Source organism: Burkholderia sp. AU31624, assembly GCF_020420065.1.
In the GTDB taxonomy this organism is placed as follows: domain Bacteria; phylum Pseudomonadota; class Gammaproteobacteria; order Burkholderiales; family Burkholderiaceae; genus Burkholderia.
On the sequence record NZ_JAIZRT010000002.1, the window covers coordinates 20,954 to 47,045 of the forward strand.

Below are 26,092 nucleotides of genomic sequence, written 5' to 3' on the forward strand. Positions count from 1 at the left end.
GACGAGACGCGCGTTACTGCCTGAAGCGGTCCGCCACGGCATCCTTCAGCCGCGCGGCGGTGATCTCGCCCATGTGCGATTCGACGAGATTGCCTGTCGCGTCGAAGAAGAGCGTCGTCGGCAGCCCGCGCGAACCGTAGGTCTTCATCGCGTGCAGCGTGCGATCGAGCAGCACGTGATCGAACCGCAGCCCTTTCTGTTCGAGGAACGCGCGCACCGCTTGCGCGTCCTCGCCCTGGTTGACCATCAGTACCGTCATGCCCGGGTGATCCTGCTGCGCTTGCGCGAGGATCGGCATTTCGCGCTGGCACGGCGGGCACCACGTGGCCCACAGGTTCACGACGACGGGCTTGCCCGCGAAACGTTGCACCGGCACCGGCGTGGCGTCGAGCGCCTCGAGCTGCAACGCGGCAAGCGGCGGCGCACCGTGCTGCAATGTAGCGAGCGTGCCCTGCGCGATGCCCCATGCGGCAACACCGGCGAGCATGCCGGCCATTACCGGGCGACGCAGCACGGGCAGGCGGCGCAGGCGCCAGCCCGCGAACACGATGCCCGCCGCGAGACCGATGCGCCAGTCGAAGCCGCCGTCGCCGAGCGCGATGATCGAGCGCGGCGCGGCGGCGTATTCATGCCACCACTGCGCGACGTAGCCGATACGCGCGGCGAGCAGGCCGAACAGCAATGCATCGAGGATCAGGCTCGATGCGGTCTTGTGATGTCCGTCCGGCGGCCGACGCTGGATGAAACGGGCGACGAGCCACGCGAGCAGCGCGGCGACGGCTACCGCGACGACGCGGATCGAGAAGGGACCAATGCTCAGCATGAAAGGGCGGGACGTGATCGAGCGGGGCTGGAGAGGGGATTGTCCGCCACGGCGATGAAGCCGTCGACGGTCGTGCGGCGATTCGACAGGTCGCCGCGTATGGGGGTTCCCGTCGAGAACGTAACGGCGCGTTGCGGATTCGGTGAACCTGCGTGGATCAGGACACCGTGATTTTTATGCAGGCAGGGTGCGAATCAGACCAGTCTGATGGTCAGCGAAATAGGGTTCGTCAACAATACGCAGGCCGGTCTGGTGTGGTGTCCTCCGGTATCCCGAACAGGGATCTTTCCTTGACGGCCGCTCTGCCCCCGGAGCGGCCGATTTTTTATCGTCGCGCGTGCGGGCGCGAATGCCTGGTGGCGGCCGGTGGGCGCGGCCGCGCCCCGATCATGTCGGCTGATTAAACGGAATAGGACCGCTGCCAGATGCGAGCACCGGGCATTCACTCGCGCATTGCATGACGGTCGGTTCGCGATCGGCGAAACGATGCGTTGGCGGTGGCATGTGATTCACCGCCGTCGCCCGACGGGCCGCGCATCCGCGCTCCGTCGGGCGTCGGGTCTTACAGCTTCTTCGATGCTGCCGGTGCCGTGTCGGCCTGCGTGGCCGCGGTCGCCGGATCGAGCGTCGCGAGCGTCTTCTCGGCGAATTTCTCGTACAGCCAGTCCATGCGCATGCTGTCGATGCCGGCGATGCCGCCGAGCGCATACGATGCCGACACCTTGAAGCGATCGAGAGGATGGTTGTCGGCATCGGTGAGCGTCACGGTCCCGTCGACATGGTCGTTGCCGGCCATGAAGCCGAACATGACGGCCGAGAAACTCGAGCGCGTGCGAATGCCGGTGACTTCCACGTTAAGGTGCATTGCATCGGTCGAATCCGCCTTTGCCAGCAGCTTGCGTGCGGCCAGTGCGCTTTCGATTTTCCCTTTCAGGTTCTCGGGGCTGAATTTCAGGTTGCTTTTCAGCGCTTCCTGCGCGGCATTGTCGAGTGTGACTTGCACGATCACGGGTTTCGAGCCGAATTTGGACGTCGATGCAGTCGCGATGGCCCCCGCCTGATCGCTGGCGTCGCGTGTCACGCTGCTCGCGCAGCCCGACAAGAAGCCGATCGTCACCAATGCCAGCGCGGCATGACGGAATACAGATTTCATGGTTTGGTCTTTTTTAGTTCGGGTTATTTGAGATGGCTTTGTGGCCGGGCGGGAATCTAACACCGGGCGATTCGATTCAAAAGGTCGAATAGATCGAAGATCGATTCGGCATGCATGGATCGCGGTGCGATACGCGGATGGAAAGCCGGCTGACCGCATGGCGAGAGATTGCGGGTACGGGCGATCGGGCGTTGCTGTCGCGGCGCTGACCCGTACGCGCGATCACTGTCCGTTGCCGGACACGGCCCCGCCAAGCCGATACGCGGTGAAGAACTCATACCAGGGCGAACCTTCCCCAACCGGCACATTGAGCGCCGCCGTGCGCCGCTTCAACGCGCCGAACACGTCGTTGATCCGCGCCGTCTGCGCCGCATCGTTGAATGGATAAGGCCGCGCCCGGCCGGCCGCGAACGCGCCATAGGCGATCGCGAGCAGGCGCGCGCTGTCGTCGGTCGACGCGATCGAGCCGTTGATCGTTTCCGCGAAGCGCGGCCGGTCTTCCGCGCGTGATCCGGACAGGCACAGGAACACGATCGCAGACAGTTCGTGCAGATCCTTCACGCGTAGCAGGCCCGGCAGCCGCGCGACGACCTTTTCGACCGGCTCGTCGCGCAGCGCATCGCTGAAGTCGAGCACGGCGGTCATCGGATTCGTGTCCGCTTTCAGGCGATCGAGCGGGGGCGGTGCGGCCGGCGCGCTGGCGTCGTCCGGCGACGCTGCCGAAGCGGCCCGCAGCGCATCGGCCACTTGCTGCGTCCATTCCGGAAAAATCATCCGCACGTTGCCGAATTGCTCGCCGCCTTCCGCGGCCGGATTCCATCGATACACGATCGTGCCGCCGCGAATGAACGGCGAATACAGGTGCTCGGGCGTTTGCGGCAGCGGCCGCCGGTTGATCGGCAGCCACGCGAGCGTCAGCCAGTCGTAGCGGCCGGTGGCGGGCACGGACGGGCTCGAACTCGCGACGACCTGCCACGTGCCGCGATTCGCATAGCGGCGTCGCGCGTCGGGCACCGGGACGGTCTGGCCTTTGGCGGTGTCGAAGTACGTCGTGCCGGTCACGTTCGTGCCGCTGTCCGCGGCCGGCGTGACGGTGGCGATGACCCACGACGCACCGTCCGCCCCACGGTAGTCGGACGGCTTGAGCGTCGCGACGTCGTGCACCATGCGCGTTTCCGCCGCGACGGGGCTCGGGGGGAGATTGGCGGGCGCGGCCAGGATGCTCGGCATCGGATGTCCTCGGAATCGGGTGCGCATCGTCGGGCGGCGACGACGTGCAACGGCGCAGATTGTTTTATGTCACTGTAGAACGTCGCAGCCGGAAACGGAAACCGGTTGCGCGGCGCACCCTGCCGACGCGTTCCGCCGCTTCGGCTTACCATGCGCAACCTGAGCCAACGACGCACATCGGGCGGGAGCGCACATGACCGACACGACAGCCATCACCGAACACTGGACGCAGGTCGCCGACCAATGGATCGACTGGGCCGGCAAGCCGGGGCACGACGCGTTCTGGAAATACCGCGCGGGGCTTGCGGCCTATATTGGCCGCGAGTCCGGCCGCGCGCTGGAGATCGGCTGCGGCGAAGGCCGCGTGAGCCGCGAGCTGAAGGCGCTCGGCTACGACGTGACCGCGACCGACGTGGTGCCCGCGATGCTCGACGCCGCGCGTCACGCGGATTCCGCGCATCGCTACAAGCTGGCCGACGCGGCGTCGCTGCCGTTCGACGCGGCCAGCTTCGATCTCGTGATGGCGTACAACGTGCTGATGGATCTCGACGACATGCAGCGCGCGTTGAACGAGGCGCGCCGCGTGCTGAAGCCGGGCGGGACGCTGTTCATCTCGCTCGTGCATCCGTTCCGCGATCGCGGCGGCTTCGCGGGGCCGCAGCCCGATGCGCCGTTCGTGCTGAAGGGCAGCTATTTCGGGCGGGAGCATTTCGATGGCGTGGAAACGCGCGACGGGCTGTCGATGCACTTCGCCGGCTGGTCGCTGCCGCTGCAGGCGTACATGGAGGCGCTGGAAGCGGCCGGGTTCGCGATCATGTCGCTGCGCGAGCCGCCGCCCGACCATGCCGATACGGATCAGTTGAAGCAGTGGGCGCGCGTGCCGCTGTTTCTGTGGATGAAGGCGCGGCCGGTGGCTTGATTGAGTAGCCCCGGGGACACAAAAATCGGCCGAAAGGATGGTCTTGTATCCCAGGGGCTACCCAGTTTGCCGAAGCGGCTGTTTCCGGAAGCGATCATGGTCTTCAATCGGGCGGGGCCATCCGTGACATGGCGCTGCCCCTGTTTCGCCGTTCCGCTCAGCGCGACAACTCCTTCCGATAGAGCACGGCCCCCGGCTTTGCCGCGACGGTGTCGTAGAGCCGCATCGCCGTGTGGTTCGTCTCGTGCGTCTGCCAGTAGACGCGCTCGGCGCGATGCGCACGCGCGGCGTCGTACACGGCTTCGATCAGCGCGCGGCCGACACCCTTGCCGCGCTCGCTGTCGAGCGTGAACAGATCCTGCAGATAGCAGGTCGGCCCGATATGCGTCGTGCTGCGGTGATACAGGAAATGCACGAGCCCGACGAGCCGGCCGGCGCGCTCCGCGACGAGCGCATGCACCGGTTCGTAGCCGTCGAAGAAGCGCGACCACGTGAGTTGTGTGACCCGCAGGGGCAGGGCCGTATCGTCGAAGCGGCCATAGAAGCGGTTATAGCCGTCCCACAGCGGCAGCCACTGGTCGTAGTCGTGTTCCGTGACCGCGCGTACGGTCAGTCCGGTGTCGTTGGCGTTCATGTTGGCGGACCTGTCGATGAGAAGAGGGCGCGCCGCCGATCCGGCAGGCGCGTCGCAGGTCTCTACGATAGGAGGTTCGCGGCCTCATGAGTAGGCCCATGGCGACCGCATTTCATGGTGCCACGATCCGCATCATTCTCACGATGTCGACTGTCCGTCAGAACCTGCTGCGATCACGCCGGCAGAGCTTCGGGCAGACTGGTTCGGCCCTCTCGCAACCCTGATGCTCGCGGCGCCCTGCGAATCACGCGCAGCTTGCTCCGGTCCACATGCGAGCAAAGATCACGCCGCTCGAGTACCGGCAACAGGTTCGGGATAAGCCGACGGCTCGACCGCGATCGCGATTTTTCCTCGAAGCCCGTTGTTGGGACGCTCCAGCAGCGCATGCGCGAGCGGAACGTCGGCAAGGGAATAGACGGCGCCCACGTGTGGCCGCAACTGTCCACGCTCGATCAACGCGCTCAACTCATCCAGCTTGCCGCGATTCTGTCGCGTGAAGACGAAGTGATAGCTCGCGTTCTTGCCCCACGCCTGAATGACGTTTTGTGGCTGGGCGATGTCCACGATCGTGACGACGCGGCCAAGCTGGGCGAGCGCATCGGGGCTGCGCGACAGGGTGTTGCCGCCGATGGAGTCGAACACGACATCGACGCCGCGGCCACCGGTGTTTCGCATGACGGCGTCGACGTAATCGTCCTGTTCGTAGTCGATGACCACATCCGCACCCAGGCTTCGGGCGAACTCGACGTTTGCTTCGCGCACGGTCGTGAACACCCTTGCACCGATGGCTTTCGCGAGCTGGATCGCCACATGGCCGACGCCTCCCGCACCGCCGTGTATCAGAATGCTTTCGCCCACACGTAGCGCCGCACGCACGACCAGTGCTTCCCAAACGGTGCCGCCCACCAGGGTCAGGCTGGCCGCCTCGAGATGGCTCAACGAAGGCGGCTTCTTGCCGACGATGCGGTCGGCCGCCACGTGGTACTCGGCATAACTGCCCGGCCCGTCGAAGATTTGCGGGGTGTACCAGACTTCGTCTCCCGGCGAGAAGGCCGTCACGCCGGGCCCGACGGCTTCGACCACGCCCGATACGTCGTGTCCGGTAATGGCCGGAAGGGGTACCAGGTCCGGATAGTCTCCCCGTCGGATCTGGTAATCCAATGGATTGATCGAGGTGGCATGGACGCGAACCAGGACTTGCCCGGCGTGCGGCGCCGGCTTGGGTACGTCACGTAGTTCGAATGATTCCGGGCCGCCAAATGACTTGAGCAACAGCGCTTTCATTGCATCTCCGCGTTTCGATAAAAAGGGATATCGGGAATTATCGATATCATGGGGCAAAAAATTACAGGTCTTTCCCGATGGCCTTGGCCAGCGCACTGATGGCTGCTTCGTTGCGCTTGTAGTAGGTCCACTGGCCGATGCGCCTGACTTCCACCAGGCCGGCTCGTTGCAGCGTCGCAAGATAATCGGACACCGTCGATTGCGACAGCCCGACACCTTCCTGAATACTGCTGACGCAGACGCCCACCGTATGAACGTCCCCTTCATCCTGCGGCGGGAAGTTCTTCACGGGGTCCTTCAAACCCTGCAGGATTTCAAGGCGAGTCCGGTTCGAGAGGGCTTTGAAGATGTCGAGCAATTCCATGGGCAGCGAGTATATCGAGAATTACCGATATGTCAATGTGATCGCCAGCCGCCGTTTTGTCGAGTCTGGATGGTTCCGGAACAACGCTTGAATTTGCAAGCCTCCCGTGAAAAGGGAGGCCGTCGGCGCTCACCCGCGCAGCGGCGGATTGAGTTGCGCGAACGCCTGCTGGCGGCGATACGGGAAGTACGGGTAAGGGGCTTCCACCGCGCTCGCCGCATCGAGCGTCGCGACCTGCGCATCGGTCAGCGCCCAGCCGGCCGCGCCGAGGTTCTGCCGCAGTTGTGCCTCGTTGCGCGCGCCGATGATCACCGACGACACCGTCGGGCGCTGCAGCAGCCAGTTCAGCGCGATCTGCGGCACGGTCTTGCCGGTTTCCTCGGCGATCGCGTCGAGCGCATCGACCACGTCGTACAGGCGCGCATCGTCGACCGGCGGCCCGAAGCCGGCCGTTTCATGCAGGCGGCTGCCTTCGGGCAGCGGCGTGTTGCGCCGGATCTTGCCGGTGAGCCGACCCCAGCCGAGCGGGCTCCAGACGAGTGCGCCGAGCCCCTGGTCGGCGCCGAGCGGCATCAGGTCCCACTCGTAGTCGCGGCCGACGAGCGAGTAGTAGACCTGGTTCGCCACGTAGCGCGACCAGCCGTGCCGGTCGGCCACCGCCAGCGACTTCATGATCTGCCAACCGGCGAAGTTCGACACGCCGATGTAGCGCAGCTTGCCCGCGCGCACGAGATCGTCGAGCGTCGACATCACTTCCTCGACCGGCGTGCTCGCATCGAACGCGTGGAGTTGCAGCAGGTCGATGTAGTCGGTGTCGAGGCGGCGCAGCGCGTCGTCGACGGCGCGGACCAGCCGCGCGCGCGACGTGCCCGCGTCGTTCGGGCCGCTGCCGGTCGGCAGGCCCGTTTTCGTCGAGATCAGCACCTGGTCGCGACGTCCGTTGATCGCGGCGCCGAGCACGCGCTCGGATTCGCCGTCCGAATACACGTCGGCCGTGTCGAACAGGTTCACGCCGGCTTCGAGGCAGATGTCGATCAGGCGGCGCGCTTCGTCGACGCCCGTGTTGCCCCATGCGCCGAACAGCGGGCCGGTGCCGCCGAACGTGCCGGCGCCGAAGCTCAGGGCAGGAACCTTGAGGCCGGAGCGGCCGAGGGTGCGGTATTCCATGGCGGGTTTCCTTTGGGTGATCGACGTGTCGAGGGTGGTCGCGAGGCCACGCGTTGGCACACTGTATCGCTTGCGGATATTTCGGATAATTGGGCAGACTTCGAAAATATCGTTCGGAAGGAGCGAATAATGCTGCTCGACAACCTCGCGCTGTTCCTGCGCATCGTGGAGAAGGGCGGACTGGCCGCGGCGGGCCGCGAGTTCGGGCTGTCGCCGGCCACCGTGTCCGAGCGGCTGACCGCGCTCGAGCGCCACTACGGCGCGGCGCTGCTCACGCGCACGACGCGCGCGATCAGCCTGACCGACGAAGGCCGCATGCTCGTCGACGGCGCGCGGCGCCTGCTGGCGGAGGCCGACGAACTCGAAGGCCGAGTGCGGCTCGGCGTGCAGACCTTGTCGGGGCCGGTGCGCCTGAGCGCGCCGGCCGATCTCGGGCGCGAGCGCGTGGTGCCCGTCGTCGATGCGTTCCTCGCCGAGCATCCGGGCGTTACGGTCGATCTGCATCTCGGTGACGGCTACGTGGATGTCGTCGGGCAGGGGCTCGATTTCGCGATCCGTCGCGGGGTGCTCGCCGACAGTTCGCTGCGCAGCCGTTCGCTCGGCCGTGCGCGGCGCGTGGTGTGCGCGTCGCCCGCGTATCTCGCGGTGCACGGCACGCCGCAACATCCGGACGATCTCGCCGCGCACGACTGCATCGTGATGCGCTTCGGGCCGGACCTGTATGCCGAATGGCCGTTCAGCATCGATGGCGAACCCCGGCGCGTGACGGTGCGCGGCCGGCGGGTGGCCAACGACGGCGCACTCGTGCGCGCGTGGTGCGTCGCGGGGCATGGTGTTGCGCTGAAGTCGCTGGTCGACGTCGAGCAGGATCTGGCGTCCGGCGCGCTCGTCGAAGTCCTGCGCGCGTTCTCGCCGGGCGACGTCGATCTGCAGATCGTCTATCCGGGCAACGCCATGCAGCCGCGGCGCGTGCGGGCGCTGATCGAACGGCTGGCGCAGGCGCTGGCGGCGTGAACGTGTTGGATGTAATTGCGTCGGACTCGACGTGACGACGCCAATTTCGTGCCCTTCGGGTGGTCATTGTGGCGAGTTCGCTTCGGCAACGGCGAAACTCGGCATGGGTTGTCCTCGGAATCGGATGCGCGTGATTGAACGGAAACGATTCTTCCTGCCAGAGGACCTTGCCGCCGGAAACGTAACTCGTACGTAGGCGCAAGAGTCATCGACGAAGAAGACGCGCACGGGGCCGGATCAACCGGGGCGGGCAATGCCGCGCAATCTCATTTATTGTAGTAACATACCTACATTGATTGGTTTGAGGAGCCCATGATGACCATCACAACGCTCTCGAGTCGCGAACTTAACCAGGATGTGACCAAAGCGAAGAAGGCAGCAAAGGATGGCCCGGTGTTCATTACGGATCGTGGCAGGCCTGCCCATGTGCTGCTGAGTTTCGAGGAATACCAGCGTCTCACGCAGCAACGGCGCAACATTGCCGACGCGTTGGCCATGCCCGGTGTCGAGGACATCGAGTTTGAGCCTCCGCGCGCGGAGATCGGTATCAAAAAGGTTGATTTTTGATGATGTTCGTCCTCGATACCAACGTTGTTTCGGAACTCAGGAAGGTGCGAACCGGCAAGGCAGACAAAGGTCTGGTGGCCTGGAGTTCAACCGTCGACGCACCCACGCTTTTTGTCTCGGCAATCACGATCATGGAACTGGAGACAGGCGTCTTGCAAATCGAACGCCGGGACACGGCTCAAGGTGCGCTTCTGCGGGCATGGCTTGACGGGCATGTCCTGCCGGAGTTCGCGGGTCGCGTGCTGCCGGTTGATACTGCGGTCGCACAACGATGCGCACGACTCCATGTACCGGATCGGCGGTCGGAGCGGGACGCACTCATTGCCGCAACGGCGCTCGTGCATGGCATGACCGTCGTGACGCGCAATGTCGCCGATTTTGTTGAAACCGGCGTTCCTATCGTTAATCCGTGGGATTGAGCTAGCGAACCCTCCCTCTCGAACAATGAAACGGGCGCGGGTTCGTTGACAGACCGCGCATGCATTTCACGGTAACGCTTCCGCGCACCCCTTGCATCCCCCGCACTGGCGGATGGGCCGGGCCAACGGATAGTGCATTGCGCGGCCGCTCGCTCGGCCGTGCGCGGCGCGTGGTGTGCGCGCCGCACACGGCAGGCAGGCGCGTCGGGACGATCCTGCCGCACATGACGGATCGCAATGCGTTTCGGGCCCGACTTGTATGCGGAATGGCCGCTCGGCATCGACGGCGAGCTGAAGCGTGTTCCCGGCGCTGTGTGCAACGCGTTGCAGCGGCGCGCTTGCCGCAATCGCATCCGGTGCCGATACGGCGGCCAAATACACCCCAGCGTCAGCTCAAGTCGCCCTTCGAACCAATTGCACACATTTCGTCATTTAGCTAATATTCGAAACGTTAATTGAAACCGAACCCATGGACGACGTCACCCGCATCAGCGCACTGGCCAACGAAAGCCGTCTGGCCGTGATGCGCTGGCTCAAGCAGCCGCGCAAGCATTTCCCGCCGCAGCCGCACGGCGATGTCGACGAACTCGGCGTGTGCTGCACGTACATCACCGAGAAGCTCGGCATCGCGCCGGCCACGACCACGCGCCACATGCGCATCCTCGCGGATGCCGGGCTCGTGCAGGCGACCCGCGTCGGCAAGTTCACGTACTACAAGCGGATCGACGGCGCGCTGCAGCAGCTCGGCCGCGATCTTTTGCAACTCTGACTCACACCGAGGCAACCGACATGGACGAACTTGCATTGCTGGCCGACGCCGACCGGCGCGCGCACGCGTATCTGGCCGCGACGAACGCGCGGCGCGCGTTTCCCGACGCGGCCGCACTGGCCGGCCTGGCGGCGTTCGACGAGCCGCTGCCCGATACGGGCCGCGCCGCTGACGACGTGCTGCGCCTGCTCGACGAGCGCGGCACGCCCGCGACCGTCGCGTCGAACGGCCCGAACTACTTCGGCTTCGTGATCGGCGCCACGCTGCCGGCCGCGGCGGCGGCCGAGCGGCTGATGCTCGCGTGGGACCAGTGCGCGTCGTCCTATGCGAATTCACCGGTGGCCGCGACGATCGAGCGCCAGGCCGCGCGCTGGGTCGTCGACGTGCTTGGGTTGCCCGAAGGCAGCGCGGTCGGTTTCGGCACGAGCGCGACGGCCTGCACGCTCGTCGCGTTGGTGGCCGCGCGGCGCGCGCTGCTCGCGCGCAAAGGCTGGGACATCGACGCGGACGGCCTGATCGGCGCGCCCGAAGTGAAGGTCGTGATCTCCGAGCTGGCGCACATCACGGTGAAGAAGGCGCTGCGCGTGCTCGGTTTCGGGATGAAGCGCCTCATCGTCGCGCCGGTCGACACGCACGGCCGGATCGACCCGGCACAGCTGCCGGCGCTCGACGACATGACGATCCTCTGCGTGCAGGCCGGCGAAGTGAACACGGGAGAATTCGATCCGTTCGCGGCGCTGATTCCGCCCGCGAAGGCGGCCGGGGCGTGGGTGCACGTCGACGGCGCGTTCGGCCTGTGGGCCCGCGCCTCGTCGAAGCGCGCGCTGACGGACGGCATCGACGGCGCGGACAGCTGGACCACCGACGGCCACAAGTGGCTCAACACGCCATACGACGGCGCGATGGTGATCTGCCGGGACGCGGCCGCGCTCGCGACCGCGATGAACAGCGACGCCGTGTACCTGAGCGGTGCGCAGGACGCGCAGAAGAACCTGAACCTCGAATTCTCGCGACGCGCGCGCGGCATCCCCGTATGGGCCGCGCTGCGTTCGCTCGGCCGCGCCGGCGTGGCCACGATGGTCGAGCAGCATTGCGCGCACGCGGCGCGGGTCGCGGACGGCCTGCGTGCGGCCGGCTACGACGTGCTGAACCGCGTCGTGCTGAATCAGGTGCTGGTGCGCGCCGGCACCGACGATGAAACGGCGGCGATCCTCGCGGCCGCGCAGGCGTCGGGCGACGTGTGGTTCGGCGCGACGGTGTGGCAGGGGCGGCCGGCGTTCCGAATCAGCGTGTCGTCGTGGCGTACCGAAGACGCGCACATCGATCGTCTCGTGGCCTTGCTGACGGAGCTGCGCGGCGTGCACGTGCGCTGAGCATCATGCGCCGTCCGAGCCCTGAATGGTTGCAGCCGCCCCCTTCAGGCACTCGATGAAATGCAGTGCGGCCGGCGTCAGCAGCGCATGCCGCCGCATCACGATCGCAACCGTCAACGCGGGCATCGGCTCGGCAAGATCCAGCGCGACGATGCCGCGTGATTTGCGTTCGACGTCGGCGAGCGGCCGTGCGAACACGCCGAGCGCATCCGTTTGCGACACGAGCCCGAGCGTCGCGGCAAACGACGGGCAGTGGATCACCCGCTTCGGCACGTCGATGCCGAACGGCATGAAAATCGAGCGCACCAGATCGTCTCCCTCGTCGCCGTAGCGCGGCACGCACCACTGCGCATCGACGAGCTCGCGCAGCGAGCGGGCGCGCGCGAGCCGATGCCGGCTTCTCGCGACGACCGCGAACGCCGTCCGGAACAACGGAATGCTCGCGAATTCGTCAGGGTCCGGTATCGCGTTCGACAACTGATGCGTGACGATGAAGTCGAGCGAGCCGTCGCGCAGTCGCGCGAGATCCGTCGCGGTCAGCGCATCGTCGACGTTCAGCGTGGCGCCGGGCAGGTCGCGTGAGAACGCGGCGAACGCACGCGGCAGGAGCGTCAGCGCGACGGTCGGGCTGACCGCGATCGACACCGAGCCGGTCGTGCCGAGCCGCAACTGCTCGATTTCGTCGCGCGTGCGCTGGATCTCCTCGACGATCAGCCGCGCGCGAATCGCAAACGCGCTGCCGTAATCGGTCAGCGCAATTCCCTTTACGCTGCGCACGACGAGCGGCACGCCGAGTTCCTGTTCGAGCTCGCGCACGATGCTGCTGATCGCCGGTTGCGTGACGCCGAGCGCGCGCGCCGCGCCGCGAATGGTGCGATGCTCGGCGACCGCGAGAAACGCGTCGAGCTGCTTGAGCTTCATGAATGACCGATCCGAATACGAAGGAAGCGCGGGCTGCCGGGCCGAACGCCGGGTGACAAGAAAAAGTTATCGACCACAACGAAATCTTGGATTTTTCTTATTGGGTCGAGTGTATATGCTCGGTGCTTTTCAGGAGCGGTCACGATGATCCTCGTTAACCAGCAACGGCTGTGGGATTCGCTGATGGAGATGGCGACGATCGGCGCGACCGCGCACGGCGGCAGTTGCCGGCTCGCGCTCAGCGACGACGACGCGCGCGGCAGGCGCCGCTTCATCGCGTGGTGCGAAGCAGCCGGTTGCGAGATCCGCATCGATCCGATCGGCAACGTGTTCGCGCGCCGGCCGGGCACGGAACCGGGTTTGCCGCCCGTGACGTGCGGCAGCCATCTCGACACGCAGCCGCTCGGCGGCCGCTTCGACGGCGTCTATGGCGTGCTCGCGGGCCTCGAAGCGATTCGTACGCTGAACGAGCGCGGCCTTGAAACGCGGCATCCGATCGACGTCGTCGCGTGGACCAACGAAGAGGGGTCGCGCTTCACGCCGGGCATGATGGGCTCGGCCGTCTATGCCGGCGCGCTGGATCTCGACTACGCACTGGATCGCCCGTGCATGCAGACGGGCGCGCTGCTGCGCGACGAACTCGAACGCACGGGCTTCGCCGGCCCCGCGCGCGAGCGGCTGATGCCGAAGGCGTATTTCGAAGCGCATATCGAGCAAGGGCCGGTGCTGGAGCAGGCCGGCTTGCCGATCGGCGTCGTGACGGGCGTGCAGGGCATCTACGAACTCGACGTCACGGTGACCGGCTTCGAGTCGCATGCGGGCACGACGCCGATGAGCGTGCGCCGAGACGCGATGGGCGCGGCGGCCGGGATGATCGCCGCGATCGTCGAGCACGGCCATGCGTTCGACGACGATGCGCGCGTGACGGTCGGTCATGTCGCGTGCCAGCCGAATTCGCCGAGCACGATTCCGGGCAAGGTCCGGTTCAGCGTCGACGTGCGTCACCCGTCGCGGCCGGCGTTGCAGCAGCTGGTCGCCGACATCGAGGCGATCTGCATGCAGCGCACCGCGCTGCGCGGCACGAGCGTGCAGGTCGAGACGATCGCCGAATACGAGCCGGTGGTGTTCGATGCGGAATGCGTCGAGCGCGTGCGGCAGGCAACGGCTGCCGCCGGCTATCCGTACAAGGAGATGTGCAGCGGCGCGGGGCACGACGCGGTGAACCTGTCGTACGTCGCGCCTTCCGCGATGGTGTTCGTGCCGTGCAAGGCCGGCTTGAGCCACAACGAAGCGGAAGATGCCGATCCGGTGCACCTCGCGCAAGGTGCGTCGGTGCTGGCGAACCTGCTGGCCGATTGCGCGCGCTAGCCGCGTGCGATGGCGGGGCCCGCAACCCCTCCGCAAGCGTGAAAATGTCGGACAATGGCCGCTGCGCGCGCCAAGCTGGCGCCGCGTTCAACCAAAGCATTCACGTTTGCGAGATCCCCATGTCGACTCCCTTTCCCCGGGAACTGCTGAAGGCCGCCGATATTGCGAAGATGGAACCGACGCGCGCGGTGCATTCGCTGAATCCCAATGCCGTTCGTCTCAAGCGACAACTCAGCGACCTGACCGGCTTGACGCAATTCGGTGTTCACCTGCTCACGCTGATGCCCGGTCACGAATCGGCCGAGTATCACCGTCATCTGTACGAAGAGGAGTTCGTGTACGTGCTGTCCGGGACGGGCGCGGTCACGATCGGCGAACGCGCCAGTGAAATCGGGCCGGGCGATTTCATCGGCTTTCCGCGCGGCGGTGAAGCGCATACGGTGCAGAACACCGGCGATACGCCGCTGGAGCTGCTCGTCGGCGGGCAGCGGCTCGAACACGACGTCTGCGAATACCCGCGACTCGGCAAGCGGCTTTATGTGGCCGGCGAGCTCGAGGACTATGTCGATCTGCCGAAGCAGCCTTGATCGCCAATCGTGCATTCAGTGCCCCATTCCACATAAAAACCGAATCAATAACCGCGTGTTTAGATAAACGAAATAAAAATTCGTAAAAACACGGGGTAGAGAAAACGCGTTTATTTGGGCACGCTTGTGCGCATTGTCCGTTGCGGGGCGCCGGTATTTCGACATGCCGGCGCGTCTGTTTCCAGGTGCGCGCATTCGGAAATAACGACACACAGCCGGGATTTTCGACCGATTGTCTGGGCAAGCGGAATTCATCAAAAGCATCCTGATTGAAAGCTCAGTAGTTCGAATCAATATCCAGATTCAAGAACGATACGGAGACGGGCGATGTCCAGGAACTGGGGGTTGGGAACGGCGCTGCTGGCGCTGTGCGTTGTCTTGTCTGCCTGCGGCGGTGATGGCGATTCACCGTCGGTGGCTGCGGCGAACCTGTCGGCTGCCGCGCAGTCGCAGGGCAATGAAAACGGCAACGGCGGCAACGACAACGGTAACGAAAACGAAAACGACAACAGCAACGGCAACGAGTCGTCGAAGAAAAATGCCGACATCCGCGTCGCGCAATACGTCAATCCGCTGATCGGCACCGACTACGCGACCGACCAGCCTGCCGACCCGGTCGGCTCGGGGCTCGGCGGCGGCACGTTCCCGGGGCCGACGGTCCCGTTCGGGATGATGCAATGGAGCCCGATGACGCCGACCGCCCAATACGACAGCAGCAAGGGCGACGGCTCCGGTTTCTCCGGCGGCTACTGGTACGGCGACACGTCGATCAATGCATTCAGCATCCTGCACCTGAGCGGCACCGGCTGCTGGGCGAACGGCGGCTACCTGAACGTGATGCCGCAGCTCGCACCCGGCGACGCCGGCACGCCGGCCAGCTTCACTCACGCGAACGAAACCGCGCAGGCCGGCTATTACGGCGTCACGCTCGGCAACGGCATCAAGGCCGAGCTGACGACGACGGTGCGCACCGGCTTCGCGCGCTTCACGTATCCGGCACTCGCGCAGGGCCAGCAGGCGACGATCGCGATCGATCCGACCGCGCTGAACAACCGCGCGCAGGGCACGACGAGCGACACGATCAGCCAGGTCGGCGACCGCGCGTTGTCGGGCACGATCGCGGGCGGCGGATTCTGCTGGGCCGGGCATGCGGTGCCCGTCTACTACTACGCGGAATTCAGCCAGCCGTTCGCGTCGAAGCCGGCGTTGTCGAACAACAGCCCGGTGACGGTGACGTTCAATGTCGACCGCAAGCATCCCGACGTGATGATGAAGCTCGGCATCTCGTTCGTCAGCGAAGCGAATGCGAAGGCGAACCTGCGCGCGGAGAATCCGGAAACGGATACGCAAGGCAACCGGAACTGGCGGTTCGACACCGTGCGCCGCGCGGCGAGCACCGCATGGAATGCGCGCCTGAACGCGATCCAGGTCACCGGCGGCAGCGACGCCGACAAGACGAAGTTCTACACCGCGCTGTATCACGCGTCGCTGCACCCGAACGTGTTCAACGACGTGAACGGCCAGTATCCGGACTTCTACGCGTCGAACGGCGCGGCGGCCGCGCCGACACGTCAGGTCGAGAAAGGCCGCACGATGTACGCGAACTTCTCCGGCTGGGACATCGACCGCTCGTTCATCCAGCTGCAGGCGCTGCTCGATCCGGTGCGCACCGGCGACATCGTGCAGTCGCTCGTGCTCGATGCGAAGGCGTGCGGCGCGTTCCCGCGCTGGGCGTACTTCAATACCGAGACGGCCGTGATGCCGGGCGACGCGGGCTCGATCATCGTCGCGAACGCGCATGCGTTCGGCGCGACGAACTTCGACACGCAGGCCGCGCTGTCGATCATGAAGAACAGCACGGCGCCGGGCGCCGCGTGCGCCGGCACGCCGGTGATGGGCAGCCGCGCGGACTACGACCGGCTCGGGTACGTGCCGTCGTCGGGATCGGGCGACAACCAGACCGCCTCGAACACGCTCGAATACGCGGTGCGCGATTTCGCGGTGTCGCGCTTCGCGACGGCGCTCGGCGACACGACGACGGCAGGCACGCTGCTGAAGTCGAGCGGCAACTGGCACAACCTGTTCGATCAGGGCGCGATCCAGCCGAAGACGTCGGCCGGCGCGTGGGTCACCGATGGCACCGGCTTCATGGAAGGCAATGCCGAGCAGTACACGTGGTACGTGCCGCACGATCTCGCCGGCGTGGTCGCGCAGGCGGGCGGCGCCGCGCCGGTCGTCAAGCGGCTCGACACGTTCTTCACGCACCTGAACATCGGCACCGTGCAGCCGTATTTCTACGTCGGCAACGAAGTGACGATGGCCGTGCCGTGGGTCTACGCATGGGCCGGTGCGCCGTCGCATACGCAGCGCGTGCTGCACGCATCGCTCGCGAACGAGTTCGGCACCGGCGCGGCCGGGCTGCCGGGCAACGATGATCTCGGCGCGATCTCGGGCTGGTATGTGTGGGCCGCGCTCGGTCTTTATCCGGTCGTGCCGGGCGTCAGCGGTGTCGCGCTGTCGAGCCCGCAGTTCGAGAAGATCACGGTGCGCGTCGGGCAGAAGGACGGCAGCTACCGTCTGCTGCACATCGTCGCGCCGGGTGCCGGCTCCAGCGATGCTGCGTCGTTCTATGTGAAGTCGCTGAAGCTGAACGGCGCACCGTACTCCACCGCGTGGCTGCCGTTCGAGCAGATCGCGAAGGGCGGGAAGCTGTCGTACGCGATGACGGCCGACGCGAGCGCCACGACCTGGGGCACCGACGCATCGGCGATGCCGTCGTTCCCGCGGGCGGCCAGCGCGCCGTAACGGCCAGGGAGATCAACGAGCGGTTCTTGCCGACAGGATCGACGCAGAGAGAGGGGACGAACGGATGAAGCTACGTCATGTGGTGGGCATCGGGTGCCTTGCCGTGTTGTCGGGGTGCGGCGGTGATCAGGGTTCGACGGATGCGAGCGTGCTCGCGCAGCGGTCGAACGTGCAGGGCAACCAGAACGACCAAGGCAACCAGAACGACCAGGGCGATCAGAACGATCAAGGCGATCAGAACGATCAAGGCGAAAACGGCGGCGCGGCCAAGCGGTCGGTGCTGCACAGCGTCGATCCGATGATCGGTACCGCGAATCTCGACATCAACGCGGACTGGAGCAGCGGCGTGCGGGGCCACGGCCACGTGTACCCGGGCGCGACCGTGCCGTTCGGGATGGTGCAGCTCGGGCCGGACACGACCGGCGGTGCGCACACGCTGCCGTGGAACTGGGATCGCACGTCGGGCTACCAGTACGACGATCCGTTCATCACCGGCTTCACGCATACGCACCTGTCGGGCACCGGCATCGGCTCGGGTGGCGAAGTGCGGTTCCTGCCGACGCTCGCGCCGGTCGACACCGCGACGCTGGCGAAGGTCGCCGCCGATTCGTCGATCACCTACAACGCGTCGTTCAGCCACGACGACGAAACCGCGAGCCCCGGCTACTACCGCGTGAAGATGGCGCCGGTCGGCAGCGGCAACACGCCGTGGAACGTGCAGGGCGCGAAAATCCTCGCGGAGATGACGGCCACCACGCATGCGGGCGTGCATCGCTACACGTATTTCCCGAGCGCGGCCGCGCAGAAGCGCAGCATGATCGTCAGCATCGACAACCCGATCGGCGGCTCGACCGCGAGCGGCAAGATCCAGGTGATCGATGCGCAGACGATCGCCGGCTGGGAAATCACGAACAACTGGGCGAACAACAAGCCGACTTATTTCGTCGCGCGTTTCTCGAAGCCGTTCGATACGAAGCACGTCGCGTTCAGCGCGGACGGCTTCAGGGCCTACCTGACGTTCGCCGACGGCAACGACAGCGGCGGCGCGGTGACGGTGAAGGTCGGCATCTCGCCGTCGAGCGTCGCGGATGCGCAGGCCAATCTCGCCTCGGAAGTCGGCGCGAAGTCGTTCGACCAGGTGCGCGGGGCGGCCGAGCGGGTGTGGAGCGCCGCGCTCAACCGGATCCGCATCAAGGGCGGCAGCGCCGACCAGCGGACGATGTTCTACACGTCGCTGTACCGCACGATGCTCGCGCCGACCGTCTACAACAATGCGGACGGCAGCTACGTCGGCACCGATTCGACCAACGACGGCACGAAGTCGCCGCCGACCACGAGCAAGCACGCGAGTCCGGGCTTCGACTATTCGTCGACGTTCTCGCTGTGGGACACCTTCCGCGCCGAGTCGCCGTTGATGACGCTGGTGCAGCCCGAGCGCGTCGACGGCTGGGTGAAGTCGCTGCTCACGCAGTTCAGGCAGAACGGCAAGGGCGAACTGCCGGTGTGGCCGCTCGCGCAGACGGAAACCTTCACGATGGCCGGCCACCCGTCGATCCCGCTGATCGCCGATGCGTACCTGAAGCACCTGACGAGCGCGGGCATCGACGACATCTGGACTGCGTTGACGACCACGCAGAACGCGAGCGCGCACGGCTTCGACCAGTACCGGCAGAGCGGCTACGTGACCGCGGGCGACAACGCATCGGTGTCGACGACGCAGGACTATTCGTTCGACGACTGGGCGACGGCAGCAGTCGGCAAGGCGGCGGGCAAGAGCACGGCCGACTACCGGCCATACCTGCAGCGCAGCCAGAACTACCGCAACGTATTCAACCCGGTGCCGAACAACGGCTGGAAGTTTGCGCAGCCGAAGGATGCGCAGGGCAACTGGGTCGCGGGCTTCGACCCGACGGCCGCCGAGAAGACGGACTTCTCCGAATCGAATTCGTGGGTCGATACGTGGAACATCTTCCACGACTTCCCCGGCCTCGTGGCGCTGCTCGGCGGCAAGAGCCAGTTCATCGCGCAGCTCGACCGCACGTTCGATCCGGCCAATCCGCTGACCTTCCTCAACAACCAGGGCTTTCCGGACCTGACCGGACGCAGCGGCCAGTTCTTCGCGGGGAACGAGCCGGCGAACCACCTGCCGTACCTGTACGACGTCGCGGGCATGCCGTCGAAGACGCAGGATCGCGTGCGGTCGGTGATGGACGACATGTACTCGCTGACGCTGACGGCCGGTGATCGCGCGCTGCTCAGCGGCGACAGCCTGAAGGCTGCGCTGGCCGACCCGCGCCGCGTGCGCGATGCGGCGATTCCCGGCAACGACGATTGCGGGCAGTTGTCCGCGTGGTACGTGCTGTCCGCGCTCGGCATCTATTCGCTGAATCCGGTGGGCGGCGTGTTCTACCTCGGCACGCCGCTGTTCGAGGAGGCGACGATCGACATTCCGGTGGCGTCGGGCGGCGGGGACGGCAAGGGCCTGAAGTTCGGCGCGACGCGGCGCTTCACGGTGACCGCGCATACGGCCGGCGGCGGCGCGCCGTCGTCGGTCAATCGCTATGTCCAGTCGGTCAGCCTGAACGGCACGCCGCTGCATCGGCCGTACATCACGTACGACGAGATGAAGGCCGGCGGCACGCTCGATTTCGTGATGGGGTCGACGCCGAACGACGCATGGGTCAGCACCTGGAATGGGCAGGATCCGAACAGCGCGCTCGCGCCGTCGCTGGCGCTGGCCGGCAAGTAGCGGCTGCTAGCGGCCCGCTGCGACGCGGGCCGCGTTTCTTCCCCTTCATGTGACGCGACGGTGCGGGCCGCGGCCGCGAGGCAGGAAGCGGCCTGCCCCGGGGATCTGTCCTTGGGTCGCGCGGCGGGGACGCCATGCGCCAACGCGGTGACTGCTTCGGCGGCTCACACGCAAACGGGGCGCGACAGCAGGCGATGGTTTCCGTCCCGGCCGGCAGATCGCTCATGCCGCTCCGGCTCGGCATCGAATGGATCCGGCACCTGACGGCCGGCCGCTTCGGCTTGACCGGTTCAATCCCGGTGGTGGTCGCCGTCACGTTCGTGTCATGGGGCGTCGTCGCGCTTATGATGCGGGAACGCCACTGACAGGGTTCCCCGATATGGACGCGCCGCTCCCGCCGATGTCTGCCCCGATTTCCGAAACGGAACCTGAAACCGAAACCGTCGCCGAGCCGCGCGCGTCGCGCGTGCATCGGCCGGTCGCGCTCGTCACCGGATCGACGTCGGGGATCGGTGCGGCGATCGCGCGCCGCCTGGTGGCGGACGGCTACGCGGTGATCCTGCATTCGCGCCGCTCGGCCGACGTGGGACGTGCGATGGCGCGCGAACTCGGCGGAGCTTATGTGCAGGCCGATCTCACGGACGATACCGAGCGTGTGCGGTTGATCCGCGAAGCCGTTGCCGTACACGGGCGGCTCGACGTGCTCGTCAACAATGCGGGCGTCAGCCGCGTGATTCCGCATGACGATCTCGCTGCGGCGACGCCCGACGTGTGGCGCGAGATGCACGAGATCAATGTGATCGCGCCGTTCCGGCTCGTCGCCGAGGCGGAGGCTGCGCTGCGCGAGGCGGCGTCGCACGGGCGGGCCGGGTGCGTGGTGAACGTCAGCTCGCATGCGGGCGTGCGGCCGAAAGGCGCGTCGATTCCGTATGCGGCGGCGAAGGCCGCGCTCAATCACACGACGCGGCTGCTCGCGAAAACGCTCGCGCCTGCGATTCGCGTCAATGCGGTTGCGCCGGGGCTCGTCGATACGCCGCTCACGGCCGACTGGACCGACGCGCAGCAGCTCTGGCGCGAGCGCGCGCCGATGCGCCGTGCGGCAACACCGGACGACATCGCGCAGACGGTCGCGATGCTCGTCGCGTCCGATTACGTGACGGGCGAGATCGTGATGCTCGACGGGGGAATGAACCTGACGTGAGGCGAGAGCCGGTGACGCGCCGAAGCACCGAAGCACCGAAGCACCGAAGCACCGAAGCACCGAAGCACCGAAGCACCGAAGCACCGAAGCACCGAAGCACCGAAGGCGGATGCGGCCGCGCACCCGCGCGCAGGTGTCACAGGCGCGACTACCGCGACCGCTTGCTTGCCGAGCGACGCGATCAGCCGAGCCGCGACCGCAGTTGCGCGAGCGCCTGATCGTGCGTGCGCTCGAACTTCAGCGGCGTGACGGCGACATACCCGTCACCCAGCGCGACCGTTTCCGAATCCGCATCGTCGTCGCGCGGCGCGCGCGAGAGCTTCAGCCAGTGATACTCGAAGTCGCGCGGGTCGCGCCCCGACACGATCTCGACGCCCTGCAGCGTGCCGGCGCCCTGGTTCGTCACCTTCAGGCCGCGCACGTCCTGCGCGGGCCGCGGCGGGAAATTCACGTTCAGGCACGCGTCGCTGTCCCAGCCTGCGGCCACGAGCCGGGGAATGACGTCCGGCGCGAGCGAGCGTGCCGTGTCCCACGGCACCGCGTTGCGATCGGTGAAGGCCTGGCTCAGCGCGATGGCCGGCACGCCGACCAGCATGCTCGTCATCGCGGCGCCCACCGTGCCGGAAAACACCGTTTCGGTGCCGAGGTTCCCGCCGCGATTCACGCCGGACAGCACGATGTCGGGCCGCGCGCCCTTCATCAGGTGGCTGATCGCGATCGCGACGCAATCGCCCGGCGTGCCGCGCACCGCGAAGCGGCGTTCGCTCTTGCGATGCACGCGCAGCGGTTCGTGCAGGCTCAGCGAGTGCGACGTGCCGCTCTGGTCTTCCGCCGGCGCGACGATCCACACTTCGCGCGCCAGTTGCGTGGCGACGTGTTCGAGCACGTCAAGGCCGGGGGCGTCGATGCCGTCGTCGTTGGTGAGCAGGACGCGGTCGAACAGCGGGCGGGTTTCTTGCATCGGGACGATCCTCGCGGAGTTGGGCAATGAGAGGGGAGTGCAGCGTGGCGCAAGCCACAAGGCTAGCATTCCCGCGTGAGGATCGTCGTGTCGCGCGGTGGCCTAGGATGTGAAAACGGGCGCATTGCGCGCCCGTTCGTCGGTGGCCGGGCCGCGGCGTGCCGGCGGGTCGGAACCGTTCAGCCGAGCAGGTGCCGCAGCAGGCCGGCCGACACGACGCCGACGATGACGGTCGGCAGGATCGACAGGCGCGTCGCCGCGATCAGCGTGATGGCCAGCGCCAGCAGGTCGGCCGGGCGCGTCGACACGAAGGCCGGCGCGATCACCGAGATCAGCACGCAGCCGGGCACGTTCTCCATCACCGACGCCATCCGCGGGCTCAGCGTGCGGTTGCGCAGCAGCACGTAGCCGAGGATGCGCGACAGATAGGTGGTCGACGCCATCAGCACGATCGTCGCGACCGTACTGAAATCCGGGAAATCAGGCATCGCGCGGCTCCCACAGCAGCGCGGCGATCAGCCCCGCGCACGCGCCGGCCGCGACGTACCATGCGCCGGGCACGGCCAGGTGCGTGGCCGCCGCGACGACGAGGCTCACGAACCACGGGCGGCTCGCGCGCATCCCTTTCCACATCCCGCGCAGCAGCACCAGAAACACGGCCGTGAACGCCATGTCGAAGCCATATTGCTCGACGTTGCCGATCGTCGGGCCGACGGCCGCGCCGAGCGTGGTCATCGAGATCCACGTCAGGTAGAGCCCCATGCAGATGCCCGCGTAATAGGGCACGCTGATGTGCGTGGCCGAGCGCGCCCGGGCATCGGCGAGCGACATCGCCCAGCTTTCGTCGCACATGAAGAACAGCGCGAAGAACGCGCGGCGGCGCGGCAGGCGGCGGATATACGGTTCGAATGCGGCGCCCATCAGGATGTGGCGCGAATTCACGAGGAACGACATCGCGACGATCAGCGCGATGTGCGGCGGCGATGACCACAGATGGATCGCCGCGAATTCGGAGCCGCCGCCGAAGTTCATGCCGGTCATCATCGGCACTTCGAACAGGCTCAGCCCTTTCTGCGCGGCCTGCGCGCCCAGCACGAGCGCGAACGGCACGAAACCCAGCATGACGGGCAGCGCCGCGCGCAAACCGCGACCCATCTCGGCGACATAGGTGGGCTTGTCGCGAAGCCCGGACGACGTTGAAACGCTACTGCTCATTACTCCTCCTTCGGGGGAGGAATTGTCTGCTTTTTTGACTCGAATCGGGTTGCGTTGTGGCCAGATTTTTCTCAGAATTTGGCATTGAACGCGTGATTTGAAAATTTTTTGGAATCGGATGCCAATGAAACTTGACGCCATCGACCGCCGGATCCTGAGCGCGCTCCAGCGCGACGGCCGCATGCAGAACGTGGAGCTCGCGCACGAAGTCGGGCTGTCGCCGTCGCCGTGCCTGCGGCGCGTGCGCCTCCTCGAGGAAGCCGGCGTGATCGAGAAATACGTGGCCGTGCTGAATCCCGCGAAAGTCGGCAAGGGGCTGACGATCTTCACGCGCGTATGGCTGAAGGGGCAGGACGCGGAATCGGTGAACCGCTTCGCCGAGGCCGTCCAGCAGATGCCGGAAGTCGTCGAATGCCACCTGATGGCGGGCGACTGCGATTTCCTGCTGCGCGTCGTCGCGGCCGACATCGACGATTACCGGCGCTTCCAGATGGAAACCCTCACGCGTATTCCGGGTGTGCTGAGCGTGAAGACCGACATCCCGATGCAGAAGGTCAAGCTCACGTCGGCGCTGCCGACCTAGCGTGACGCACGTGCTCAGCCATGCGACGACGACGGGTCGACGAACGGTCACGGCTCGGTGACAATCGTCCGATAGACTGACGAATCACGCTGCGTCGAACCGGTTGCCCGAGTGGTTTCGCGACGTTCGATGCGCAAGCAACTAACGGTCAATGTCGACGTGATCGGGCAGGCGGCGCTGCGCGCCGGGTCGTGCTGTGATGCGAATGCGTTTCTTCTTGTCGGGCCATTCATGCAGCCAATCAACAATCCGTGGAATTCGCTGGAAATCGTCAAGCTCGTGCTAGGCGTGCTGACGCCGTTGTCGGTCGCGTGTCTCGGCTGGCTCGTCGCGCGCCGGCTGAAGCGGCTCGAACTCGTGCAGTGGACCAACCAGCGATTGATCGAGAAGCGGCTCGCGCTGTACGACGCGGTCGCGCCGCAGCTCAATGCGCTGCTGTGCTTCTACACGTGGATCGGCTACTGGAAGGACATCTCGCCGGACGACGTGATCCGCGCGAAGCGTGACCTCGACCGCACGTTCCACATCTACCGCTACCTGTTCGACGACGACGTGTACGACGCGTATCACACGTATATCCACGCGCTGTTCGACGTGCATACGGGCCCGGGCCGCGATGCGCGGATCCGTTCGCTGGTCCAGGCGCCCGACGGCGATCGCAGCGTGCACGGCTCGTATGAATGGAAACCGGCGTGGTTGGACCGTTTCGCGACGGCGAACGTCGTGCCGAAGGACGACGTGCTGCGGTACTACACGCAGTTGATGGAGCGGCTGCGCGTGGCGCTGGGCGCGACACGCTGAACGAAGCGCGGCGGTACGCGCACGGGTATCGAAATCCGCCACCCGGCGGCGCGGATACCCGCCCTTGCGCAAGCAGCGGATGCGGCGCGCGGCGGCGGCTGACATGCTCGCGCCATCCCCACTCGCGCGAGGTCCGTATGGTTGTCGATACCGGCTGCCGGCCGCTCATGATCCGTTCGCCGGAAGCGGGCCGGCGGCGTCTCTTCTCCGTGGGTTCACACGTTCCGCATGATCCGCATGACATGCCGCTGCCGATCGAGCCCGAGATCGGCGACATCGTCTTCATCCGCGTAACCGTGCGGCCGTTTCTCGAAGTGGCGAGCGCGACGCGCTCGTGGACGAATCACGTCGGGATCGTCGTCGGCGAGCGCGGCGGCGAGCCGTTGATTGCGGAGAGCACGTTTCCGCTATCGCGCGTCACGACGATGTCGCGGTTTCTTGCGCGCTCCGATCGCGGCGCGTGCGTGATCGCGCGGCTGAAGCAGCCGCTCGATGCCGCGCAGCGGCGCCGGCTTGTTGACGCGGCGCTGCGCCGGATCGGCGTGGTCTACGACACGGGGTTCAATCTTGCGTCGCGCCGGCAGTTTTGCTCGCGGTTCGTGCGCGAAGTCGTGCGCGATGCGACGCGGATCGTGCTCGGCGACGTCGAGACCTTCGACATGCTGCTGCGCCGGAATCCCGATCATCCGCTCGGCTTCTGGCGGATCTGGTACTTCGGCAGGATTCCGTGGCGCCGCCGCACGGTGACGCCGGCGAGTTTGCTCGATAGCGCGGCGTTGAAGGTCGTGGCGGATACGCGCAAGCACGTCGAGAACGTGTCCGAAGGTGACGATCCGGATAGCGTTTGACGCAAGCGAGCGAGGTCACGAACCTTTTGTCACCGGCCGTCGCCCGCTTGAGGGGCGATCGCGTGATCGCGCACGCCGGCTCGCCACGAACGCGAGCCGGTGTTACTCCACAGTGGGCGCGCTCGGCTCCGTGTCTTCCACGATATCGGTCGACGCTACGCCGGCCGCTCGCCGCGCGGCAAGCATTGCGTCGAGCGCTGCAAATTCCTCGCGGTTCAGTCGTTCGTATTCAGCGCGCAACTCGGGGTCGGACAATGCGCGTTTGCGCAGATCTTCATACGTTCCCATATCAAACCTCATCAATTCGATTGCACCAGCGCGATTCCCCGGCAGGTTC

At 66.2% G+C, this 26,092-nt stretch carries 27 protein-coding genes; 15 read left to right on the plus strand and 12 right to left on the minus strand.

Features of this window, described 5'->3' with window-relative positions:
- Positions 1-13: 13 nt before the first annotated feature.
- From LGM89_RS05285 to LGM89_RS05295, 3 genes are all read right to left on the minus strand, one after another.
- Positions 14-823, minus strand: a complete 810-nt coding sequence (locus LGM89_RS05285) for a TlpA disulfide reductase family protein (protein WP_226272489.1) — start codon at positions 821-823, stop codon at positions 14-16.
- Positions 824-1,385: 562 nt separating this feature from the next.
- Positions 1,386-1,976: a DUF4410 domain-containing protein gene (locus tag LGM89_RS05290; protein WP_226272999.1), complete on the minus strand. Its 591-nt coding sequence runs from the start codon at positions 1,974-1,976 to the stop codon at positions 1,386-1,388.
- A gap of 222 nt (positions 1,977-2,198) precedes the next feature.
- Positions 2,199-3,206 carry a hypothetical protein gene (locus LGM89_RS05295; RefSeq protein WP_226272490.1) on the minus strand — a complete coding sequence of 336 codons (1,008 nt, stop codon included), beginning with the start codon at positions 3,204-3,206 and terminating at the stop codon, positions 2,199-2,201.
- Between the two features lie 193 nt (positions 3,207-3,399).
- On the opposite strand from LGM89_RS05295, the gene LGM89_RS05300 reads away from it, so the two are divergent.
- Positions 3,400-4,125, plus strand: coding sequence for a class I SAM-dependent methyltransferase (locus tag LGM89_RS05300; RefSeq protein ID WP_226272491.1), 726 nt, complete (start codon positions 3,400-3,402; stop codon positions 4,123-4,125).
- Between the two features lie 157 nt (positions 4,126-4,282).
- On the opposite strand, the gene LGM89_RS05305 is transcribed toward LGM89_RS05300, so the two are convergent.
- From LGM89_RS05305 to LGM89_RS05320, 4 genes are all read right to left on the minus strand, one after another.
- Positions 4,283-4,759: a GNAT family N-acetyltransferase gene (locus LGM89_RS05305; RefSeq protein ID WP_089497924.1), complete on the minus strand. Its 477-nt coding sequence runs from the start codon at positions 4,757-4,759 to the stop codon at positions 4,283-4,285.
- Between the two features lie 282 nt (positions 4,760-5,041).
- Entirely contained in the window at positions 5,042-6,043 is a 1,002-nt protein-coding gene (locus LGM89_RS05310) for a zinc-dependent alcohol dehydrogenase family protein (protein ID WP_226272492.1), read from the minus strand.
- Positions 6,044-6,104: 61 nt separating this feature from the next.
- Positions 6,105-6,407, minus strand: a complete 303-nt coding sequence (locus LGM89_RS05315) for an ArsR/SmtB family transcription factor (RefSeq protein ID WP_089428545.1) — start codon at positions 6,405-6,407, stop codon at positions 6,105-6,107.
- 129 nt (positions 6,408-6,536) lie between these two features.
- Positions 6,537-7,574, minus strand: coding sequence for an aldo/keto reductase (locus LGM89_RS05320; RefSeq protein ID WP_226272493.1), 1,038 nt, complete (start codon positions 7,572-7,574; stop codon positions 6,537-6,539).
- A gap of 129 nt (positions 7,575-7,703) precedes the next feature.
- Between LGM89_RS05320 and LGM89_RS05325 the strand changes: the two genes are divergently transcribed.
- From LGM89_RS05325 to LGM89_RS05350, 5 genes are all read left to right on the plus strand, one after another.
- Positions 7,704-8,588 (plus strand): LysR family transcriptional regulator, encoded by an 885-nt coding sequence (locus LGM89_RS05325; RefSeq protein ID WP_226272494.1) that lies wholly within the window; start codon positions 7,704-7,706, stop codon positions 8,586-8,588.
- A gap of 315 nt (positions 8,589-8,903) precedes the next feature.
- Positions 8,904-9,155 carry a type II toxin-antitoxin system Phd/YefM family antitoxin gene (locus LGM89_RS05330; protein WP_089429196.1) on the plus strand — a complete coding sequence of 84 codons (252 nt, stop codon included), beginning with the start codon at positions 8,904-8,906 and terminating at the stop codon, positions 9,153-9,155.
- The gene (locus LGM89_RS05335; RefSeq protein WP_174975468.1) at positions 9,155-9,574 is read left to right on the plus strand and encodes a type II toxin-antitoxin system VapC family toxin; all 420 of its coding nucleotides are present in this window, start codon (positions 9,155-9,157) and stop codon (positions 9,572-9,574) included. Before LGM89_RS05330 ends, LGM89_RS05335 begins: the two co-directional genes overlap by 1 nt.
- 469 nt (positions 9,575-10,043) lie before the next feature.
- Positions 10,044-10,343, plus strand: coding sequence for an ArsR/SmtB family transcription factor (locus tag LGM89_RS05345; protein WP_085038359.1), 300 nt, complete (start codon positions 10,044-10,046; stop codon positions 10,341-10,343).
- A gap of 20 nt (positions 10,344-10,363) precedes the next feature.
- On the plus strand, positions 10,364-11,716 hold the full coding sequence (locus tag LGM89_RS05350) for a pyridoxal phosphate-dependent decarboxylase family protein (protein WP_226272495.1): 1,353 nt from the start codon (positions 10,364-10,366) through the stop codon (positions 11,714-11,716).
- 3 nt (positions 11,717-11,719) lie between these two features.
- Here the strand turns inward: LGM89_RS05350 and LGM89_RS05355 are convergent, their stop codons facing one another.
- The gene (locus tag LGM89_RS05355; RefSeq protein WP_226272496.1) at positions 11,720-12,637 is read right to left on the minus strand and encodes a LysR family transcriptional regulator; all 918 of its coding nucleotides are present in this window, start codon (positions 12,635-12,637) and stop codon (positions 11,720-11,722) included.
- A 144-nt stretch (positions 12,638-12,781) separates the two neighbouring features.
- Here LGM89_RS05355 and LGM89_RS05360 point away from each other — a divergent pair, with 144 nt between their 5' ends.
- The 6 genes from LGM89_RS05360 to LGM89_RS05385 all read left to right on the plus strand — a co-directional run bounded on the left by LGM89_RS05360 (position 12,782) and on the right by LGM89_RS05385 (position 21,347).
- Positions 12,782-14,005, plus strand: coding sequence for a Zn-dependent hydrolase (locus LGM89_RS05360; protein ID WP_226272497.1), 1,224 nt, complete (start codon positions 12,782-12,784; stop codon positions 14,003-14,005).
- A 119-nt stretch (positions 14,006-14,124) separates the two neighbouring features.
- On the plus strand, positions 14,125-14,592 hold the full coding sequence (locus tag LGM89_RS05365; RefSeq protein ID WP_226207499.1) for a cupin domain-containing protein: 468 nt from the start codon (positions 14,125-14,127) through the stop codon (positions 14,590-14,592).
- A gap of 327 nt (positions 14,593-14,919) precedes the next feature.
- Positions 14,920-17,397 (plus strand): GH92 family glycosyl hydrolase, encoded by a 2,478-nt coding sequence (locus LGM89_RS05370; protein WP_226272498.1) that lies wholly within the window; start codon positions 14,920-14,922, stop codon positions 17,395-17,397.
- 64 nt (positions 17,398-17,461) lie between these two features.
- Positions 17,462-20,146, plus strand: coding sequence for a GH92 family glycosyl hydrolase (locus LGM89_RS05375; protein ID WP_226272499.1), 2,685 nt, complete (start codon positions 17,462-17,464; stop codon positions 20,144-20,146).
- Positions 20,147-20,370: 224 nt separating this feature from the next.
- Positions 20,371-20,511, plus strand: coding sequence for a hypothetical protein (locus LGM89_RS05380; RefSeq protein ID WP_226272500.1), 141 nt, complete (start codon positions 20,371-20,373; stop codon positions 20,509-20,511).
- 14 nt (positions 20,512-20,525) lie between these two features.
- A complete protein-coding gene (locus LGM89_RS05385) occupies positions 20,526-21,347 on the plus strand; it encodes an SDR family NAD(P)-dependent oxidoreductase (protein ID WP_089497913.1) in 822 nt (273 codons plus the stop codon).
- A 181-nt stretch (positions 21,348-21,528) separates the two neighbouring features.
- On the opposite strand, the gene surE is transcribed toward LGM89_RS05385, so the two are convergent.
- The 3 genes from surE to LGM89_RS05400 all read right to left on the minus strand — a co-directional run bounded on the left by surE (position 21,529) and on the right by LGM89_RS05400 (position 23,523).
- The gene (gene surE, locus LGM89_RS05390) at positions 21,529-22,308 is read right to left on the minus strand and encodes a 5'/3'-nucleotidase SurE (RefSeq protein ID WP_226272501.1); all 780 of its coding nucleotides are present in this window, start codon (positions 22,306-22,308) and stop codon (positions 21,529-21,531) included.
- A gap of 179 nt (positions 22,309-22,487) precedes the next feature.
- A complete protein-coding gene (locus LGM89_RS05395; protein WP_011356491.1) occupies positions 22,488-22,796 on the minus strand; it encodes an AzlD family protein in 309 nt (102 codons plus the stop codon).
- Positions 22,789-23,523: an AzlC family ABC transporter permease gene (locus LGM89_RS05400; protein WP_226272502.1), complete on the minus strand. Its 735-nt coding sequence runs from the start codon at positions 23,521-23,523 to the stop codon at positions 22,789-22,791. Before LGM89_RS05400 ends, LGM89_RS05395 begins: the two co-directional genes overlap by 8 nt.
- Positions 23,524-23,647: 124 nt before the next feature.
- On the opposite strand from LGM89_RS05400, the gene LGM89_RS05405 reads away from it, so the two are divergent.
- The 3 genes from LGM89_RS05405 (at position 23,648) to LGM89_RS05415 (ending at position 25,755) form a co-directional block, all read left to right on the plus strand.
- Positions 23,648-24,106 carry an Lrp/AsnC family transcriptional regulator gene (locus tag LGM89_RS05405; protein WP_012365188.1) on the plus strand — a complete coding sequence of 153 codons (459 nt, stop codon included), beginning with the start codon at positions 23,648-23,650 and terminating at the stop codon, positions 24,104-24,106.
- A 231-nt stretch (positions 24,107-24,337) separates the two neighbouring features.
- Positions 24,338-24,907 (plus strand): hypothetical protein, encoded by a 570-nt coding sequence (locus tag LGM89_RS05410; RefSeq protein WP_226207545.1) that lies wholly within the window; start codon positions 24,338-24,340, stop codon positions 24,905-24,907.
- 137 nt (positions 24,908-25,044) lie between these two features.
- Positions 25,045-25,755 (plus strand): YebB family permuted papain-like enzyme, encoded by a 711-nt coding sequence (locus LGM89_RS05415; protein WP_226272503.1) that lies wholly within the window; start codon positions 25,045-25,047, stop codon positions 25,753-25,755.
- A 102-nt stretch (positions 25,756-25,857) separates the two neighbouring features.
- Here LGM89_RS05415 and LGM89_RS05420 read toward each other — a convergent pair whose 3' ends face one another.
- Complete coding sequence (locus tag LGM89_RS05420; RefSeq protein ID WP_226272504.1) at positions 25,858-26,043, minus strand: hypothetical protein; 186 nt, start codon at positions 26,041-26,043, stop codon at positions 25,858-25,860.
- Between the last annotated feature and the right edge of the window lie 49 nt (positions 26,044-26,092).